Raw genomic sequence first — 15187 nt, 5'->3', positions numbered from 1 at the left:
CCTCCGGACGACCCCCGGAGGCGCCCGACCGGACGCCCCGGGACCCCACCGGACGACCCTCCGGACGGCCCTCCGGATGGCTCGAACACGCCGCCGGAACCCGGTCGGCGGCGTATCGTCGTGCCCCGGACACCGCGGGGGCGACGCAACGGCGTCCCGGACATCGCCGCGGCGCCGCGGGGACGACACGAGCTCGGGAGAGGAGCGGCCGTGCGGGGTGGCTCGGTGGCCGTGGTCGGGGGCAGCATCGCCGGAAGCGCGTTCGCCGGCGCCGCCGCCCGGCTCGGCGCGGAACGCGTGGTGGTGCTGGAACGCAGCCCCGGCCGGCTGGAGGACCGCGGCGTGGGGCTGTGCACCCACAACGACCGCTTCGACGAACTGGTCCGGACCGGGCACCTCGACGCGGACACCCGCCGCCACCGCCTCACCGTCCGCCGCTGGGTCGCCCGGGGCGCGGCCGGCGAGGGCGACGGACCGGACGGCTGCGGTCGGCTGCTCTGGGCCCAGCCCTTCCCCTTCCACTCCCACCACTGGGGCGTGCTCTGGCAGGCGCTGCGCGAACGGACGCCCCGGCAGGTCGAGTTCCGGCTGGGCACCACCGTGACGGCCGTCGGCAACGGGCCCGACGGCGCCTGGGCCGAAGCGGGTGGCGGCCGCGAGACGTACGACCTGGTGATCGGCGCCGACGGCTACCGCTCGGTGGTCCGCGCGGCCGTCTGCCCCCGGGCCGAACCCGAGTACGCCGGGTACGTGTGCTGGCGCGGCAGCTACGACGCCGCCCTGCTCGCCGAGCTGCCCGGCGGCGCGGCGCCCTGGCCCGAGGAGCAGTGCATCACCGCCTGCTACCCCGGCGGCCAGGTGGTGATCTACCGCATCCCCGGGGTCGAACCCGGCCGCACCCAGGTGAACTGGGTCTTCTACGCCCCCACACCCGCCTGGCTGCGGCTGGACGGCCCGACCAGTATCCCGGCGGGCAGCCTCCTCGACGGGCAGCTGGACGAACTGCGGCAGCTCGCCGAGCGGCACCTGCCGCCGTACTGGGCCGGCCTGGTCACCCTGACCCCGCGCGAACGGACCTTCCTGCAGCCGATCTACGACCTGGCGGCCCCGCGCCGCACGGCCGGCCGGCTGCTCATCGGCGGGGACGCCGCCACCGTGGTGCGCCCGCACAACACCAGCGGCGCGGTCAAGGCGATGCAGGACGCCCACGCCTTCGAACTGGCGGGGCGGGAGGCCGGCTCCTGGTCGGCCCTGCTGGCCACCTACGACCGCGAACGGACGGAGTCCGGGCGGGAGTTGGTGGAGCTGGGCCGCACCCTCGGCCGGGCCCAGGTCACCGGGGCGCCGGACTGGACGGGGATGGACGAGCCGGGCATGGCCGCCTGGTGGCAGCACCAGTTCACCGGCGGCGGGGGTTTCGGCGGCCACGCGCTCGACCGTACCGGCCGAGCGCTCGCGGCGACCGCCGAAACCACGTCAACCCGCGCGGGGCGGACGGACGTCGACGGTGGTGACGTCCACCATGGTGGCGCGGACGGCACCGGTGACGCCGCCGGCGGCGACGACAACGGTCAGACGTTCACGCCGTAGTCGGTCGCGATGCCGCGCAGGCCGGAGGCGTAGCCCTGGCCGATGGCACGGAACTTCCACTCCACGCCGTTGCGGTACAGCTCGCCGAAGACCATCGCGGTCTCGGTCGAGGCGTCCTCGGTCAGGTCGTAGCGCGCGATCTCCAGGCCGTTGGCCTGGTTGACGATCCGGATGAACGCGTTGCGCACCTGGCCGAAGTTCTGCAGCCGGGCGTCGGCGTCGTAGATCGACACCGGGAAGACCACCTTGGCCACGTCGACCGGGACGCGGTCCAGGTCGACCTTGATCTGCTCGTCGTCCCCGTCCCCGCCGCCGGTCAGGTTGTCGCCGCTGTGCTCGACCGAACCATCGGGGCTGCGGAGGTTGTTGAAGAAGACGAAGTGCTGGTCCGAGACCACCTTGCCCAGCGCGTTGCACAGCAGCGCGCTGGCGTCCAGGTCGTAGTCGGCCCCGGTGGTGGTGCGCACGTCCCAGCCGAGACCGACGATCACGGCGCTCAGACCGGGCGCCTCCTTGCTGAGCGAGACGTTGCCGCCCTTGGCCAGCGAAACTCCCACAATGCCCTCCTCGGATCTCTCCCTGTGGACGAATCTACAACACTGTAGAGATCACGAGAATCCGTCTGGAGGCGGGCCCGCCCCGGGATTTTCTCCGGGTCGCGCACGGGAACCGTGCGCGGGAGCCGCCGCAGCGCAGGTCACGGCGTCATTGCACGCCGTCACTGCACGCCGTAAAGACACGCCGTCACTGCACGGCGTCGATCTCGATCCGCAGCGCGCTGTGCTCCGCATGCCGAGCACCCTGACGACCTCCCGCCCTAGACTGGCAGTGGATTTCCCCTCGTCGGCTCGTCCCCCCGTTTCCCCTCGTCGCAGGCCCGGTCGCCGGAGGTCCCGATGCGCCAGCGGTACAGCTTCCACCTCGACCGGGGCGGGCACTCGGTGACCGTCAACGTCCGGTCCGGCTGGATCACCGAGACCGAGTTGCTGGTCGACGGCAAGGAGTGCGCCTTCCACCGCGTCCACGGGCACGGTGTCTACCCGCTGACCCTCGCCGCCCAGGTCGCCGAGGAGCCGCCGAAGCCGCTCGCGGTCCGGCTCGACCGCACCGGCCGGGCCGAGCACCCGCTCGCCTGCGTCCTGGAGCTGTCCGGCGCCGAGCACCCGATGCCCGAGCGCACGGCGCGCTGAAACACCCCGTTCGGGTGGTTTGCCCCTGAATATCGGAAAACCGTACGATCCAGGGTCGGCGCGGACGAGCCGCCTCCACGAGCCGGACGCCCACGAGCCGCGCCCCACGACCCCCACACAGACGACGAAGGCCTGCGCATGACCACCCCCGCGACCCCCGACGCCTTCGACGAGCTGCTGCGCGAGGTGATGGCCGACGCCGAGCGCTTCGGCCACCGCCAGCACGTCCGGCTCACCTGGCTCGCCGTACGCCGCCACGGCGCCACCGCCGCCCTCGACCTGATCGGCGAGGGCATCCTGCGCACCGCCACCAAGGCCGGCGCGCCGCAGAAGTTCCACGTCACCATGACCCGGGCCTGGGTCGAGCTGGTGGCCCTCCACGCGGACGACGACGCGACGGGCTTCGAGCAGTTCGCCGCCCTGCACCCGGACCTGCTCGACAAGGACCTGCTCGCCCGCCACTACCGTCCGGGGACGCTCGCGACCGAGCAGGCCCGGACCACCTGGGTGGAGCCGGACCTCGACCCCTTCCCCCGGGCCGCGGCCTGACAATCCCCGGGCCCCGGCCCGTCGCGCCGACCGGTCGGCGCGGCGGGTGGAACCGCCCGACGCGTCAGCTCCCCCGAACCTCCCCGAGGCACTCCGCCACAATCTCCTCGACCGCCTCGCGGGCCCGGTCCGCGTCCTGCGCGACCAGCCCGATCCTGGTGCGGCGGTCGAGCACGTCGGCCGCGTCCAGCGCGCCCTCGTGGCTGACGGCGTGGGCGATCTCGGCGCGGGTCACGTCCAGACCCTCCGCGATCGGCGTCAACTCCCCCGCCGCCAGCACCTCGTGGGCCGCGCCGCCGTGGCGGGCGAGCAGCGAGGCGGGCACCTCGCCGACGGCCCCCGCGCCGGCCGGCAGCGGGCGGCTGTCCCCGTGACCGGGGGCGCCGATCAGCGGCAGCCGGGCCGTCCAGCAGGCGCGGGCGGGCAGGCCGCGCAGCCGGACGGCGGTGTCCACCGCGTCCTCGGCCATCCGGCGGTAGGTGGTGAGCTTGCCGCCGACCACGGTGATCACCCCGGACGGGCTCTCCAGTACCGCGTGCTCGCGGGAGATGTCGGCGGTGCTGCCGTCCCCGGTGTCGATCAGCGGACGCAGACCGGCGTACGCGCCGCGCACGTCCGCGCCGGTCAGGGCGGTGGCGAGGGCGGCGTTGACGGTGTCCAGGAGGAACGAGCGCTCGGCCTCGGTGGGCTGCGGCTCGTCCGGGATCGGACCCGGGGCGTCCTCGTCGGTCAGGCCGATCGCGACCCGGCCGAGCTGCTGCGGCAGGGCGAAGACGAACCGGCTGGTGGAGCCGGGCACCGGCACGGTGAGGGCCGCGGTCGGATGGCCGAGCGCCTCCGCGTCCACCAGCAGGTGGGTGCCCTGGCTGGGCCGGAGCTTGATCGAGGTGTCCACCTCGCCCGCCCAGACGCCGGTGGCGTTGACCACCGCGCCGGCCCGGACGGCCAGCTCCCGCCCGGTCAGGGTGTCGACCAGCCGGGCCGAGGTACCGTCGACCTGCTCGGCGCGCACCCTGGTCAGCACGGTCGCCCCGTACTGCGCGGCGGTCCGGGCCAGCGCGACCACCAGCCGGGCGTCGTCCACCAGTTGGCCGTCGTGGGCGACCAGCGAGCCGCGCAGCCCGTCCGTCCGCACACCCGGCACCAGCCGGCGGGTCCGGTCGGCGTCGATCCGGCGCACCCGGGGCAGCAGCGCGCCCGGGGTGCCGACCGTCAGGCGCAGCGCGTCCCCGGCGTGGAAGCCCGTGCGGATCAGCGCGGCCTGGCCCGGGCGCAGCAGGTCGGGGAGCAGCGGCACCAGTTGGGGCAGCGCCCGGATCAGGTGCGGGGCGGTGCGGGTCATCAGCACGCCGCGCTCGACGGCGCTCTCCCGGGCCACCTTGATCTGCCCGGAGGCGAGGTAGCGCAGGCCGCCGTGCACCAGCTTGGAGCTCCAGCGGCTCGTTCCGAAGGCGAGGTCGCGGGCCTCGACGAGCACCGTGCGCAGGCCGCGCGAGGCCGCGTCCAGGGCCACTCCGGCGCCGGTGACGCCGCCTCCGACGACCAGGAGGTCGATCCGGGGGTCGTCGCCGAGCGCTTGGAGTTCCAGCGTGCGGCGGGCGGCGTCGAGCCGGCCGGTGCCCGCGTACGGGCCCGCGTGCGGGCCTGCGGTGGGGGTCATGGCGCGAGGTATCCGTTCAGTGCTCTGGCCAGTTCGCGCCGCCAGGCCGCCTCGGGCAGCAGGGAGGCGACCATGCGGTGCGACTGGACGGTGGACTGGGCGATCAGCAGGACCATGGCGGCCAGTTCGAGCGGCTCGCCGGCCCGGATCGAGCCGTGCGCCTGGCCGTGTTCGATGCCGGCGCGCAGCGCCTCCAGCAGGCCGCGCTGGCTGGCGCCGAGCCGCTCGACGACGTACTGGAGCAGCAGGTCGGAGTCGTCGGAGTGCAGCAGCGCGCCGAGCACCGGGTGGTCGCGCAGCCGGACGGCGATCTCCACGACCCGCTCGACGAGGGTCTCCCGGTCGTGGACGTCCAGCCCGGCGCCCTCCAGGGTGGTCAGGATCTCCCGGGTGAGCAGCGCGCCGATCACCGCCCGGACGTCCGGCCAGCGGCGGTAGACGGTCGGGCGGCTGACCCCGGCGCGGCGGGCGATCTCGGACAACTGGGTCCGGCGCACGCCGAGATGGACGATCAGGTCGGCGGCGGCGTCCAGGATCGCGTCGTCGGTGCTGCGCTCCCCGGGGGCCGGGGGCGGCGTCTGAGGCTCAGCGTTACTACTTGACATGATGTGTGAAACTGTAACGCATGGCACCTGAGACGCAAGCGGGACCGGCCGGCGCCGCACTTCCGCTCCCCCCGATGAAGTGGGACGCCTGGGGCGACCCGGCCCTCGCCAAGGAACTGTCCGCCGACATCAAGGGACTGCTCGCCGCCGCCCTCGGCGTCACCGGCGACGCCGCCCCCGGGCCCGGCGCCGACGAGGTCGTCCTGCGCCCGTCCCGGATCTCCGCCGAGGACCTCAAGGCGCTCGCCGCCGCCGTCGGCGAGGCCCACGTCAGCGCCGCCGACGCCGACCGGCTGCCGCGCGCCGGCGGCAAGTCCACCCCCGACCTGCTGCGCCGCCGCAGCCGCGAGGCACAGGACGCCCCCGACGCCGTCGTGCTGCCCGGCAGCGAGCAGGAGGTCGCCGCCGTCCTCGCGGTGTGCGCCGAACGCCGCATCGCCGTCGTCCCGTTCGGCGGCGGCACCAGCGTGGTCGGCGGCCTCGACCCCGAGCGCGGAGCCTTCGACGCCGTCGTCTCCCTCGACCTGCGCCGCTTCGACCAGCTGCTCGACCTCGACGAGACCTCCGGCGAAGCCGTCCTCGGCGCCGGCCTCACCGGCCCGGCCGCGGAGGCACTGCTCGCCGAACGCGGCTGGGAACTCGGCCACTACCCGCAGAGCTTCCGCTACGCGACCATCGGCGGCTTCGCGGCCACCCGCTCCTCCGGCCAGGACTCCGCCGGGTACGGACGCTTCGACGAGATGGTGCGCGGACTGCGCGTCGTCACCCCCGCCGGGATCCTCGACCTCGGCCGCGCCCCCGCCTCCGCCGCCGGCCCCGACCTGCGCCAGCTCTTCCTCGGCTCTGAAGGCACCCTCGGCGTGATCACCGCCGTCCGGCTGCGCGTCCACCCGCTGCCCGCCGTCAAGGCGTACGAGGCGTGGAGCTTCCCCGACTTCGCCACCGGCACCGCCGCGCTGCGCGCCGTCGAGCAGCAGGGCACCGGCCCGACCGTGATCCGGCTCTCCGACGAGGCCGAGACCATGATCAACCTGGCCATGACCGAGCAGATCGGCGGTGCCCCGGCGGTCACCGGCTGCCTGGCCGTCACCGTCTTCGAGGGCACCGCCGCCCAGGTCGCCGCCCGCCTGCAGCTCACCCGCGACACCCTGCTCGCCACCGGCGGCACCTCGCTCGGCGAGGTCCCCGCCCGGGCCTGGGAGCACGGCCGGTTCAACGCCCCCTACCTGCGCGACTCGCTGCTCAGCGCGGGCGCGCTGTGCGAGACCCTGGAGACCGCGACGAGCTGGAGCCGCCTGCCGGCCCTGCGCACCGCCGTCACCGAGGCGCTCACCGGCGCCCTGCCCGGCTCCCTCGTGCTCTGCCACGTCTCGCACGTCTACCCGACCGGTGCCTCGCTCTACTTCACCGTCGTCGCCGCCCTCGGCGAGGAGCCGCTCACCCGCTGGGGCGCCGCCAAGCGCGCCGCCGGGGACGCCATCCTCGGCGCCGGCGGCACCATCAGCCACCACCACGCCGTCGGCGCCGACCACCGGCCCTGGATGACCGAGGAGATCGGCGACCTCGGCGTGCGCATCCTGCGCGCCGTCAAGGCCGAACTCGACCCGGCGGGCATCCTCAACCCGGGCAAGTTGATCCCGTGAACGAGGTGAGAACCGTCCGCAGGGTCGCCGTTCTCACCAACCCGGCGGCGGGCGCCGGCCATGCCGAACCCGCCGCCCACCGGGCCACCGCCCGGCTGCGGGCCCTCGGCGTCCAGGTCGAACCGCACGCCGGGCGCTCCCCCGAGGACGCCGTCCGCCTCGCCCGCGAGGCGGTGGCCGGCGGGGTGGACGCGGTGGCCGTCGTCGGCGGCGACGGCATGATCAACCTCGCCCTCCAGGCCCTGGCCGGCACCCCCGTCCCGCTCGGCGTGATACCCGCCGGCACCGGCAACGACCACGCCCGCGAGTACGGCCTGCCGCTCGGTGCCCCCGAAGCCGCCGCCGACGTCATCGCCGCCGGACGCACCCGCGGCATCGACCTCGGCCGGATCACCGGCCCGGACGGCGCCGTCCGCTGGTACGGCTCCGTCCTCGCCACCGGCTTCGACTCCCTGGTCAGCGACCGCGCCAACCGGCTGCGCTGGCCGCGCGGCCGGATGCGCTACAACCTCGCCATCCTCGCCGAGTTCGCCAACCTGCGCCCGCTGCCGTTCCGCATCACCCTCGCCGACGGCACCGTCATCGAACGCGATCTCACCCTGGCCGCCGTCGGCAACACCCGCAGCTACGGCGGCGGCATGCTGATGTGCCCCGCCGCCCTCCCCGACGACGGGCTGCTCGACCTCACCCTCGTCGACGCCATGCCCCGGCTGCGCATCGCCCGCTTCTTCCCGACCCTCTTCAAGGGCACCCACGTCACCTACCCGGAGGTCACCACGCTGCGCACCGAGTCCCTGCGGATCGAGTCCCCCGGCATCACCGCCTACGCCGACGGGGAGTTCATCGCCCCGCTCCCGGTGGACGTCGCGGTCGCCAAGGACGCCCTGCGGGTGCTGGTGCCGTGAGAGGCTGATGCCGCGGTCCGGTCCCACGGGCCGGACCGCGGCATCAGTCACCGGTCACCGGCGGGAGGGCGGTCGTCGAGTACGCGGCCGTCGCCACCCTGTGGCTCCCCCTCATCCCCGTCGGCGCCGTCCTCCTCGGCGCCGGCCTCGGCCTCACCAACTACTGGCGCTGGACCCGCCGGCGCACCTGACCACCCGCCGGCTGCCGCCCCCCGGTCTCACGCGCCCAGGCGGCGGCGCCACAGCAGCGGGCGTATCTCGATCGCGTGGGACGGGTCGCCGTTCCAGACCGTCGGCAGGCCGGCCTCCGCCAGGGCGGCGACCACCTCCTTCCCGACCGCGACGGTGGTCGCCCGGGAACCGTCGAAGCCGCCGTACAGCAGGGACAGGCCGTGGCCGGCGGCGGCGGACTCGGTGCACTGGGCGTGGAAGTAGACGAAGCCGCGCGCTTCGGGGGCGCCGGCCTCGGCGATCTCGGCGTCGGCACAGGAGCGGCAGCAGCCGAAGTCCTCCCGGGCCGTGAGGCCGCCCGCCTCCAGGGCGGCGAAGGCCCTGGTCAGGCGCTCCGGATCCGTCTCGCCGATCCAGCCGCTCTGCTCGCCGACCCGCTCCAGCCAGAGCCGGTCGGCGAGTTGCTCGGCCTGCGGGCGCGAGAGCGGGCGGCGGTCGCGCGCGACCAGGTGCTCCTCGGCCTGTTCGGCGAGCCCGGCACGGTCGGTGTAGCCGCAGGCCAGCGTCAGCCGCAACCGCTCCTCCAACTCCCTCCGCTCGCCCGCCTCCAGGTCTATCGGCGGCACCGGCTCCGGCGCCGGGCCCAGGTCGAGCGGCCGCCAGTCCAGGCCCTCGTCCCAGCCCGCCGCACCGCGCGCCCAGCCCGTCATCGCCTCGACCACCGGCTCGGGCCCGTCCAGCCGCACCTCGAAGTGCCGCTCGGCGGAACCGTCCCGGTGCTCCAGCGTGTACTCCTCGCCGTCGGCGTGCCACACCTGCACGTACACGTCCGGCAGGTCCGGTATCCGCTCCACGACGAGGAAGCGGTCGTCCGGCGCACCGATGCGCCGGACCATCCCCGCCAGTTCGTCCGCGGACACCCTCAGGTGCCGCGTCTCGTTCGTCTGCACCGCGATCGCCAGCATGACGTCACCCTTGCACACGCCACTGACAATCCCCGCGGACGATCCCGCAGTTCAGACCCGGTGCGCCCGCACCCGGCCGGCCACGAAGGCCACGGCCGCCGCCACGGCCGCCGTCTCCAGCAGCACGCGGCAGGGACTGCCACGGGCACAGCACCCGCAGCACCGGCTCCTCGGCGGCGAACGCCCCCGTCGTCCGGGCTCAGGCCCTCTGGACGAGGGACTTCAGCTCGCCGACGCTCTCGGTGAGGGTCGGTTCGCCGGTGGCGGGGTCGACGGTGAGGACGTGCCAGCGGCGGGCCGAGAGGCCGGTGCCGGTCTCCAGTGCGATGTGGAAGGTGTTGCTCTCCTGCTCCGAGTAGCCGCGGTCGACCACGGTCAGGACGTGGTCCGTCCGGCCCGGGGAGCTCGTGCGGGTGTCCGAGCGGACCGGCTCCTGGAACGAGCCGAGGACGGACGCGCCCACCGCGGACAGCAGCCCGAGGACCCCGACCGCCGTCACCACCCCGCCGACCGTGTCCCGACGGCCGCGGACCAGGCGCGCGGCCAGGAGCAGGACGGCGGCCGCGCCGACCAGCAGCACCGGCCGGTTCAGGGCGTCGGCCACCACGGCCCGTCCGCCACTGCGGGACTCCAACCGCCCCACCACACCCACGGCCAGCGGCAACAGGGCCGTCGCGGCCAGGACTCCGCCGATTCTTACACGATTCATCGAACCCCCTTGCGGGGCACCTTGGACGGCGTGACGATCCCGGCGCAGGCGGACGACCGCGGACCGGGCCCGGCCACCTGGAAAACCGGGTGCTTCGACGGCGGAGGGTCGGGTAGCGTGCCGGGCATGTCGAGCCCTGAGGCATCCAGGGTGGGGGCTTTCGGTCACGCGCCGTCAGCCCCCTGAAACCCGGAAGCACTGAACCACCGAGGTCCGAGCGAGCGCCACGTCCGCGCCGCCCGGGGGTTGAGCGTGCGGTGACGAGACGTCCGTCCTTCTCGTTCCCATCGCCCCGCTTCGGAGCCTCTCGATGCCCTTTCCGCTCTACCTGCTCGCCCTGGCCGTGTTCGCCATGGGCACTTCGGAGTTCATGCTCGCCGGGCTGCTGCCCGGCCTCGCCGCCGACCTCGGCGTCCCCGTCGGGACGGCCGGCGGGCTCACCTCGGCCTTCGCGGTCGGGATGGCGGTCGGTGCGCCGCTCATGGCCGTTCTCGTCCGCGACCGGCCGGGGCGCGGCAGCCTGCTCGGGTTCGTGCTGACGTTCGCGGCGGCGCACGCCGTCGGGGCGGTCACCGCGAGCTTCCCGCTGCTGTTGGCCACCCGGGTGGTCGCCGCGCTCGCCAATGCCGGGTTCCTGGCCGTGGCGCTGACCACCGCTGCCGCGCTGGTCCCGGCGGACCGCAAGGGGCGGGCGCTCGCCGTGCTGCTCTCGGGGACGACGGTCGCGACGGTGGCCGGTGTCCCGGGCGGGGCGGTGCTGGGCGCGGCGTTCGGGTGGCGTGCCGCGTTCTGGGCCGTCACGCTGCTCTGCCTGCCGGCCGCCGTCGGCATCGCCAAAGGCCTGTCACCCCAAGCCGGTTCGGCCGACCGCACCCTCTCCGCCGCCCCGGCGCTGCGCGCGGAGCTCGCCGAGCTGCGTAGCCCCCGGCTGCTCCGCGCGATGCTCCTCGCCGCGCTGGTGAACGCGGCGACCTTCGGCGCCTTCACCTTCCTCGCCCCCGTGGTGACCGGACCCGCCGGGTTGGGCGAGCTGTGGGTGCCGGTCGCGCTGGTGCTGTTCGGCGCCGGCTCGTTCGCCGGGGTCACCGTCGCGGGGCGGCTCGCGGACCGGCGTCCCGGTCCGGTCCTCGCGGTCGGCGGCCCGCTGCTGCTGGCGGGCTGGCCGGCGCTCGCCGTTCTGGCCGGGGCGCCGGGCGCGCTGCTGCCGCTGGTGTTCCTGCTGGGCGCACTGTCCTTCGCGGTCGGCGGCACGCTGATCACCCGGGTGCTGTACGAGGCGGCCGGGGCCCCCGCCCTGGCCGGCGCCTGTGCGACCGCCGCCCTCAACCTCGGCGCCACCGCCGGCCCGCTGCTGGCCGCCGCCTCCCTCGGCACGGCGGCCGGCCGGCTCGGCCCGTTCTACGCGGGCGGCCTGCTGGTCGCCGCCGCGCTGCTGGTCGCGGCGGTGCGACCGCGGCTCGGCTGAGCCGGGCCGCCCCCGGCCTCGGTTCACACCCCCGGGGTCGCCGCCACCCGCCCGGCGGCGATCGCCGCGACCAGCTCGCCGTGGTCGGCCACCGTCCGGTCCGCGTAGCGCAGCGCGAAGTCGGCGACGGCCTCGGCGAAGGTGTCCGCGCTGCCGAGGTAGCCGGCGATGGCGAGGCGGTCGCCGGTGCGGGCGTGGGCGCGGGCGAGGGTGCGGCCGCAGAGCTCGGCGTAGGCGCGCAGGCCGGAGGGGGTGAGGTCGGCGATCTCCGTCGAGCCCTTCATGTCGCGCAGTTGGCGGCCGTAGTAGTGGCGCCCGGCGGGGCCGGTGGTCCAGCCGAGGAAGATGTCGCTGGCGGCCTGCATCAGGTGCTGCCCGGTGACGACCCGGCGGCCGCCGTGGTGGACGGCGACCTCGGCGTCCACCCGCAGCGGCGGCAGGTGGTCCTCCAGCACCGACCGGCCGGCCTCCTTGAGCTGGAGGAACAGCGGGTCGCGCCCGTTCCCGCCCTCCAGCAGCAGGATGTAGCAGCGGGTGCCGACGCTGCCCACGCCGACCACCTTGGTCGCCGCGTCGACGAAGCGGAAGCGGTCCAGCAGCACCCGGCGGGACTCCGGGAGGGTCGACCGGTAGTCGCTGAACACCTGGCCGACGGCGCGCAGTTCGGTCCGTTTCAGTGGTTCGATCAGCGGCGGTGCGCTGATGATCCGGCGCCGCCCGTCCCGTTCCTCGGTGAGTTTGCCGAAGGCCTGCAGGCTGGTGCGGCTGCGGGCGTGGGCGAGGCCGGACTCCAGTTGCTTGCGCTGTCCCGGCTTGCCCAGCAGTGCCGGGAGGTCGGCGGTGTCCACCCGGGCGTACCAGACGTCGAGTTCGCCCTTCCCGGCCAGTCGCCGCATGGCGTCCGCGTACCCCTGGACGGCGGTGAGCGCGGCCCGGCGCGCCCGCTGCTCGTCCTGGCCGTTGTCGCGGGCGGCGACGGCGACGCTGGCGGCGAGCCGTTTGACGTCCCATTCGAAGGGGCCGGGGTGGGTCTCGTCGAAGTCGTTGACGTCGAAGAGCAGTGCGCGTTCCGGTGAGGCGTACAGGCCGAAGTTCAACAGGTGGGCGTCGCCGCAGAGCTGGACGGTGAGGCCGGTCTCGGGGAGGGCGCCGAGGTCGGCCGCCAGGACGGCGGCGGCGCCGCGCAGGTAGGCGAAGGGGCTCGCCGCCATCCGGCCGCGGCGGATCGGCAGCAGCCGGGTGATCCGGTCCTCGCACTGCCGTTCCAGCACGTCGAGCGGGTCGGGCCGGTCGGCGGCGGGGATCCACCGGCCGTGGGCGGAGCGGGAGATCCGCTCCCGGGCGGCCCGGCCGCGGCGGCGGCGTTCGGCGGGGGTGGTCATGGCGGCGGCTCCGTCCGTCGGCGGGTCCTCTTCCCGCGACGCTAGGGCAGGAGTGCCGGAGGGCGCAGCGCACGCCCCCCGGCACTGCGCCGTCCGGGTGGCCCGCTCCTCAGCGCACCGTGAAGTCCGCCATCATCCCCATGTCCTCGTGCTCCAGGTTGTGGCAGTGCAGCATGTACGCCCCCGCGTAGTCGGTGAAGCGCACGAGCACCTCCACCGCCTCGGCCGGACGCAGGTCCACGGTGTCCTTCCACCCCGCGTCGTACGGGCCCGGGTCCGCGCCGTTGCGGCCGATCACCTGGAAGTGGTCCAGGTGGACGTGCACCGGGTGGTGCAGGTCGGTGGAGAAGCGCCAGAGCTCGACCGCGCCGAGGGCGGGCGTGGCGATGCTCCGGCCGGGGGTGTACGGGCGGCCGTTGATGGTCCAGCTGTCGCCGCTGCTGCGCCGGAAGGTGAAGTCGCGGGTGGTGACGGCCGCGGAGGCGTCCAGGGCCTCGACGGTGGCGAGCCGGTCGGGCACCGTCGCGTCGTCGGCCGGTTGCTTCGCGGTGACGTCGAAGCACATCACCTCGGCCGTCCGGCCGCTGCCGAAGCGGTTGACCAGCCGGACCCGGGTGCCGGGCGCGTAGCGGGAGAAGTCGACCACGACGTCGAAGCGTTCGGCGGGGGCGATCTCGATGCCGTCGTGCCGGACCGGGGCGGCGAGCAGGCCGCCGTCGGAGCCGATCTGGACCAGGGCGCCGCCGCCCTCGGGCTGCGGGTCGAGTTCGAGCCGGTAGAGCCGGGCGTTGGAGGCGTTGAGCAGCCGCAGCCGGTAGTGCGCCCGGTCGACGTCCAGCCGGGGCCAGGGCGCGCCGTTGACCAGGATGACGTCGCCGAGCACGCCGTTGGCGTAGGCGTCGGTGACGCCCGGCTCGGCGAGCTCGGGGTCGACGGCGGGGTAGCGGAAGGAGCCGTCGGCGGCGAAGGCGCGGTCGGCGATCATCAGCGGCAGGTCCCGGTCGCCGCGCGGCAGCGGCAGCGCGGTCTCCTCGTCGTCGTGCACGAGGTGGAAGCCGGCCAGTCCGCGCCAGACGCCGGGGCCGGTGAAGCCCATCCGGTGGTCGTGGTACCAGAGGGTGGCGGCACGCTGCTTGCCGGGATAGGTGTACGTGCGCTCGCCGACGGCGGTGCGGGCCGCCGGGTGGTCCGTCCCGGCCATCCCCGCCATGCCGGGCATGCCCGCCATTCCGGCCGTACCGGACGTGGCGTCCGCCGAGGACCCGACCGGCAGCAGCAGGTCGACCGGGTAGCCGTCGCTGTCCGCCGGGGTGTGTCCGCCGTGCAGGTGGGTCACCGAGGGCACCGGCAGCTCGTTGCGGTGCTTGACCACCGCCGCCCGCCCGGCGCGGGTGACCACGGTCGGCCCGGGGAAGCCGCCCCCGTACGTCCAGGCCTCGGTCCGTACCCCGGGCAGGATCTCCAGCCTGGCGACCTGCTGGGTGATCTCGTAGTAGTCGCTCGTCGCGTCGCTGCGCACCGGCTGCAGCACGGGCGGCACCGGCAGCGCGGCCCGGAAGGCCTCCGGCAGGTCGAGTTCGCTGCTCAGCAGTTGCCCGGGGCGGCCCTCGGCGAGCAGCCGGGCGGCGGAGGGGACGGCGACGGCGGCCAGGGCGCCCGCGCCGAGGACGGAGGCGCCGACGCCCAGGAACCGGCGCCGGTTCACCGGGACACCTCCACCGGTCCGCCGGGGCGCGGCAGCCGTCCGGTGCCGTCGGGACCGCCGACGGCCGGGGCGTGCCTGGCGGGCAGCGGCAGCCGCCAGGCGCCGACCAGGCCGAACAGCACGCCGCTGACCAGCAGGACGCCGAGCGTGACGTGCACACCGAGCGCCCGGGCGTAGCCGGCCGTGATCTGGCCGACGACGGCGACGGTGAGCAGGAGGGTGGTCCACAGCGGCCAGAGCGGGCCCCGGCCGGGCCACCGGACGGCGACGGCCACCGCGAGCTGGATCACCACCACGGTGGCCAGCATCATCGCGTTGCCCTCGTGGTCCTTCAGGGAGTCGTAGGTGCCGTTCAGGAAGCTGCCGGCCAGCATGACCTGGAGCAGTGACAGCAGGGCCAGCAGGGTGGTGGAGGCGCGCAGCAGGATCAGCGGCCAGCGGGGCGCGGGGGCCGCGGGAGGACTGCTCATGTCGGGCTACTCTCTGCGTCGACGGTCTGGCGGGGCGGGCGCGAGCGTAGCCGATACGACATCACGATCAGCCCTTGTCAAGGTCATTGGACGGTCATGCGGTTCCCATGAACCCCCCGCTCGGGCCGTCGTTCTCACCCGAAGGAAGGGGATGCCCTTGAGTCGTCCTCAAGTACAC

The 15187-nt window shown here is 75.0% G+C and carries 14 protein-coding genes; 6 read left to right on the top strand and 8 right to left on the bottom strand.

What is annotated here, in order from left to right:
• Window positions 1-210 precede the first annotated feature (210 nt).
• Entirely contained in the window at window positions 211-1590 is a 1380-nt protein-coding gene (locus ACIQOV_RS04945; RefSeq protein WP_401044990.1) for an FAD-dependent monooxygenase, read from the top strand.
• On the opposite strand, the gene ACIQOV_RS04940 is transcribed toward ACIQOV_RS04945, so the two are convergent.
• Entirely contained in the window at window positions 1572-2147 is a 576-nt protein-coding gene (locus ACIQOV_RS04940; RefSeq protein WP_359897655.1) for a TerD family protein, read from the bottom strand. The genes ACIQOV_RS04945 and ACIQOV_RS04940 overlap by 19 nt on opposite strands.
• A gap of 339 nt (window positions 2148-2486) precedes the next feature.
• Here ACIQOV_RS04940 and ACIQOV_RS04935 point away from each other — a divergent pair, with 339 nt between their 5' ends.
• Window positions 2487-2780, top strand: a complete 294-nt coding sequence (locus tag ACIQOV_RS04935) for a hypothetical protein (protein WP_380352839.1) — start codon at window positions 2487-2489, stop codon at window positions 2778-2780.
• Window positions 2781-2918: 138 nt separating this feature from the next.
• Window positions 2919-3329 (top strand): hypothetical protein, encoded by a 411-nt coding sequence (locus tag ACIQOV_RS04930; RefSeq protein WP_401044987.1) that lies wholly within the window; start codon window positions 2919-2921, stop codon window positions 3327-3329.
• A 64-nt stretch (window positions 3330-3393) separates the two neighbouring features.
• Here ACIQOV_RS04930 and ACIQOV_RS04925 read toward each other — a convergent pair whose 3' ends face one another.
• Together ACIQOV_RS04925 and ACIQOV_RS04920 are read right to left on the bottom strand one after the other, a co-directional pair.
• The gene (locus ACIQOV_RS04925; RefSeq protein WP_401044985.1) at window positions 3394-4989 is read right to left on the bottom strand and encodes a glycerol-3-phosphate dehydrogenase/oxidase; all 1596 of its coding nucleotides are present in this window, start codon (window positions 4987-4989) and stop codon (window positions 3394-3396) included.
• Window positions 4986-5594: a TetR/AcrR family transcriptional regulator gene (locus ACIQOV_RS04920; protein WP_387727162.1), complete on the bottom strand. Its 609-nt coding sequence runs from the start codon at window positions 5592-5594 to the stop codon at window positions 4986-4988. Before ACIQOV_RS04920 ends, ACIQOV_RS04925 begins: the two co-directional genes overlap by 4 nt.
• A 74-nt stretch (window positions 5595-5668) precedes the next feature.
• Here ACIQOV_RS04920 and ACIQOV_RS04915 point away from each other — a divergent pair, with 74 nt between their 5' ends.
• Together ACIQOV_RS04915 and ACIQOV_RS04910 are read left to right on the top strand one after the other, a co-directional pair.
• Window positions 5669-7237 carry an FAD-binding oxidoreductase gene (locus ACIQOV_RS04915; protein WP_401044983.1) on the top strand — a complete coding sequence of 523 codons (1569 nt, stop codon included), beginning with the start codon at window positions 5669-5671 and terminating at the stop codon, window positions 7235-7237.
• On the top strand, window positions 7234-8142 hold the full coding sequence (locus tag ACIQOV_RS04910; protein ID WP_359897648.1) for a diacylglycerol kinase: 909 nt from the start codon (window positions 7234-7236) through the stop codon (window positions 8140-8142). Before ACIQOV_RS04915 ends, ACIQOV_RS04910 begins: the two co-directional genes overlap by 4 nt.
• 218 nt (window positions 8143-8360) lie before the next feature.
• On the opposite strand, the gene ACIQOV_RS04905 is transcribed toward ACIQOV_RS04910, so the two are convergent.
• Both ACIQOV_RS04905 and ACIQOV_RS04900 read right to left on the bottom strand, forming a co-directional pair.
• A complete protein-coding gene (locus ACIQOV_RS04905) occupies window positions 8361-9278 on the bottom strand; it encodes a DUF6891 domain-containing protein (protein ID WP_401044992.1) in 918 nt (305 codons plus the stop codon).
• A gap of 199 nt (window positions 9279-9477) precedes the next feature.
• Window positions 9478-9987, bottom strand: coding sequence for a hypothetical protein (locus ACIQOV_RS04900; protein ID WP_401044981.1), 510 nt, complete (start codon window positions 9985-9987; stop codon window positions 9478-9480).
• 310 nt (window positions 9988-10297) lie between these two features.
• On the opposite strand from ACIQOV_RS04900, the gene ACIQOV_RS04895 reads away from it, so the two are divergent.
• Window positions 10298-11452 carry a Cmx/CmrA family chloramphenicol efflux MFS transporter gene (locus ACIQOV_RS04895; protein WP_401044979.1) on the top strand — a complete coding sequence of 385 codons (1155 nt, stop codon included), beginning with the start codon at window positions 10298-10300 and terminating at the stop codon, window positions 11450-11452.
• Between the two features lie 23 nt (window positions 11453-11475).
• On the opposite strand, the gene ACIQOV_RS04890 is transcribed toward ACIQOV_RS04895, so the two are convergent.
• From ACIQOV_RS04890 to ACIQOV_RS04880, 3 genes are all read right to left on the bottom strand, one after another.
• Complete coding sequence (locus ACIQOV_RS04890; RefSeq protein WP_401044977.1) at window positions 11476-12834, bottom strand: DUF2252 domain-containing protein; 1359 nt, start codon at window positions 12832-12834, stop codon at window positions 11476-11478.
• 109 nt (window positions 12835-12943) lie between these two features.
• The gene (locus tag ACIQOV_RS04885) at window positions 12944-14539 is read right to left on the bottom strand and encodes a multicopper oxidase family protein (protein WP_401044975.1); all 1596 of its coding nucleotides are present in this window, start codon (window positions 14537-14539) and stop codon (window positions 12944-12946) included.
• On the bottom strand, window positions 14536-15009 hold the full coding sequence (locus tag ACIQOV_RS04880) for a hypothetical protein (protein WP_401044974.1): 474 nt from the start codon (window positions 15007-15009) through the stop codon (window positions 14536-14538). The genes ACIQOV_RS04885 and ACIQOV_RS04880 overlap by 4 nt, the downstream gene beginning before the upstream one ends.
• Window positions 15010-15187: the final 178 nt, after the last annotated feature.

This window comes from Kitasatospora sp. NPDC091257 (assembly GCF_044757675.1).
In the GTDB taxonomy this organism is placed as follows: Bacteria; Actinomycetota; Actinomycetes; order Streptomycetales; family Streptomycetaceae; genus Kitasatospora; species Kitasatospora lactacystinica.
Note: the sequence above shows the minus strand (reverse complement) of the source record. Positions and strands in the feature narration are given on the sequence as shown.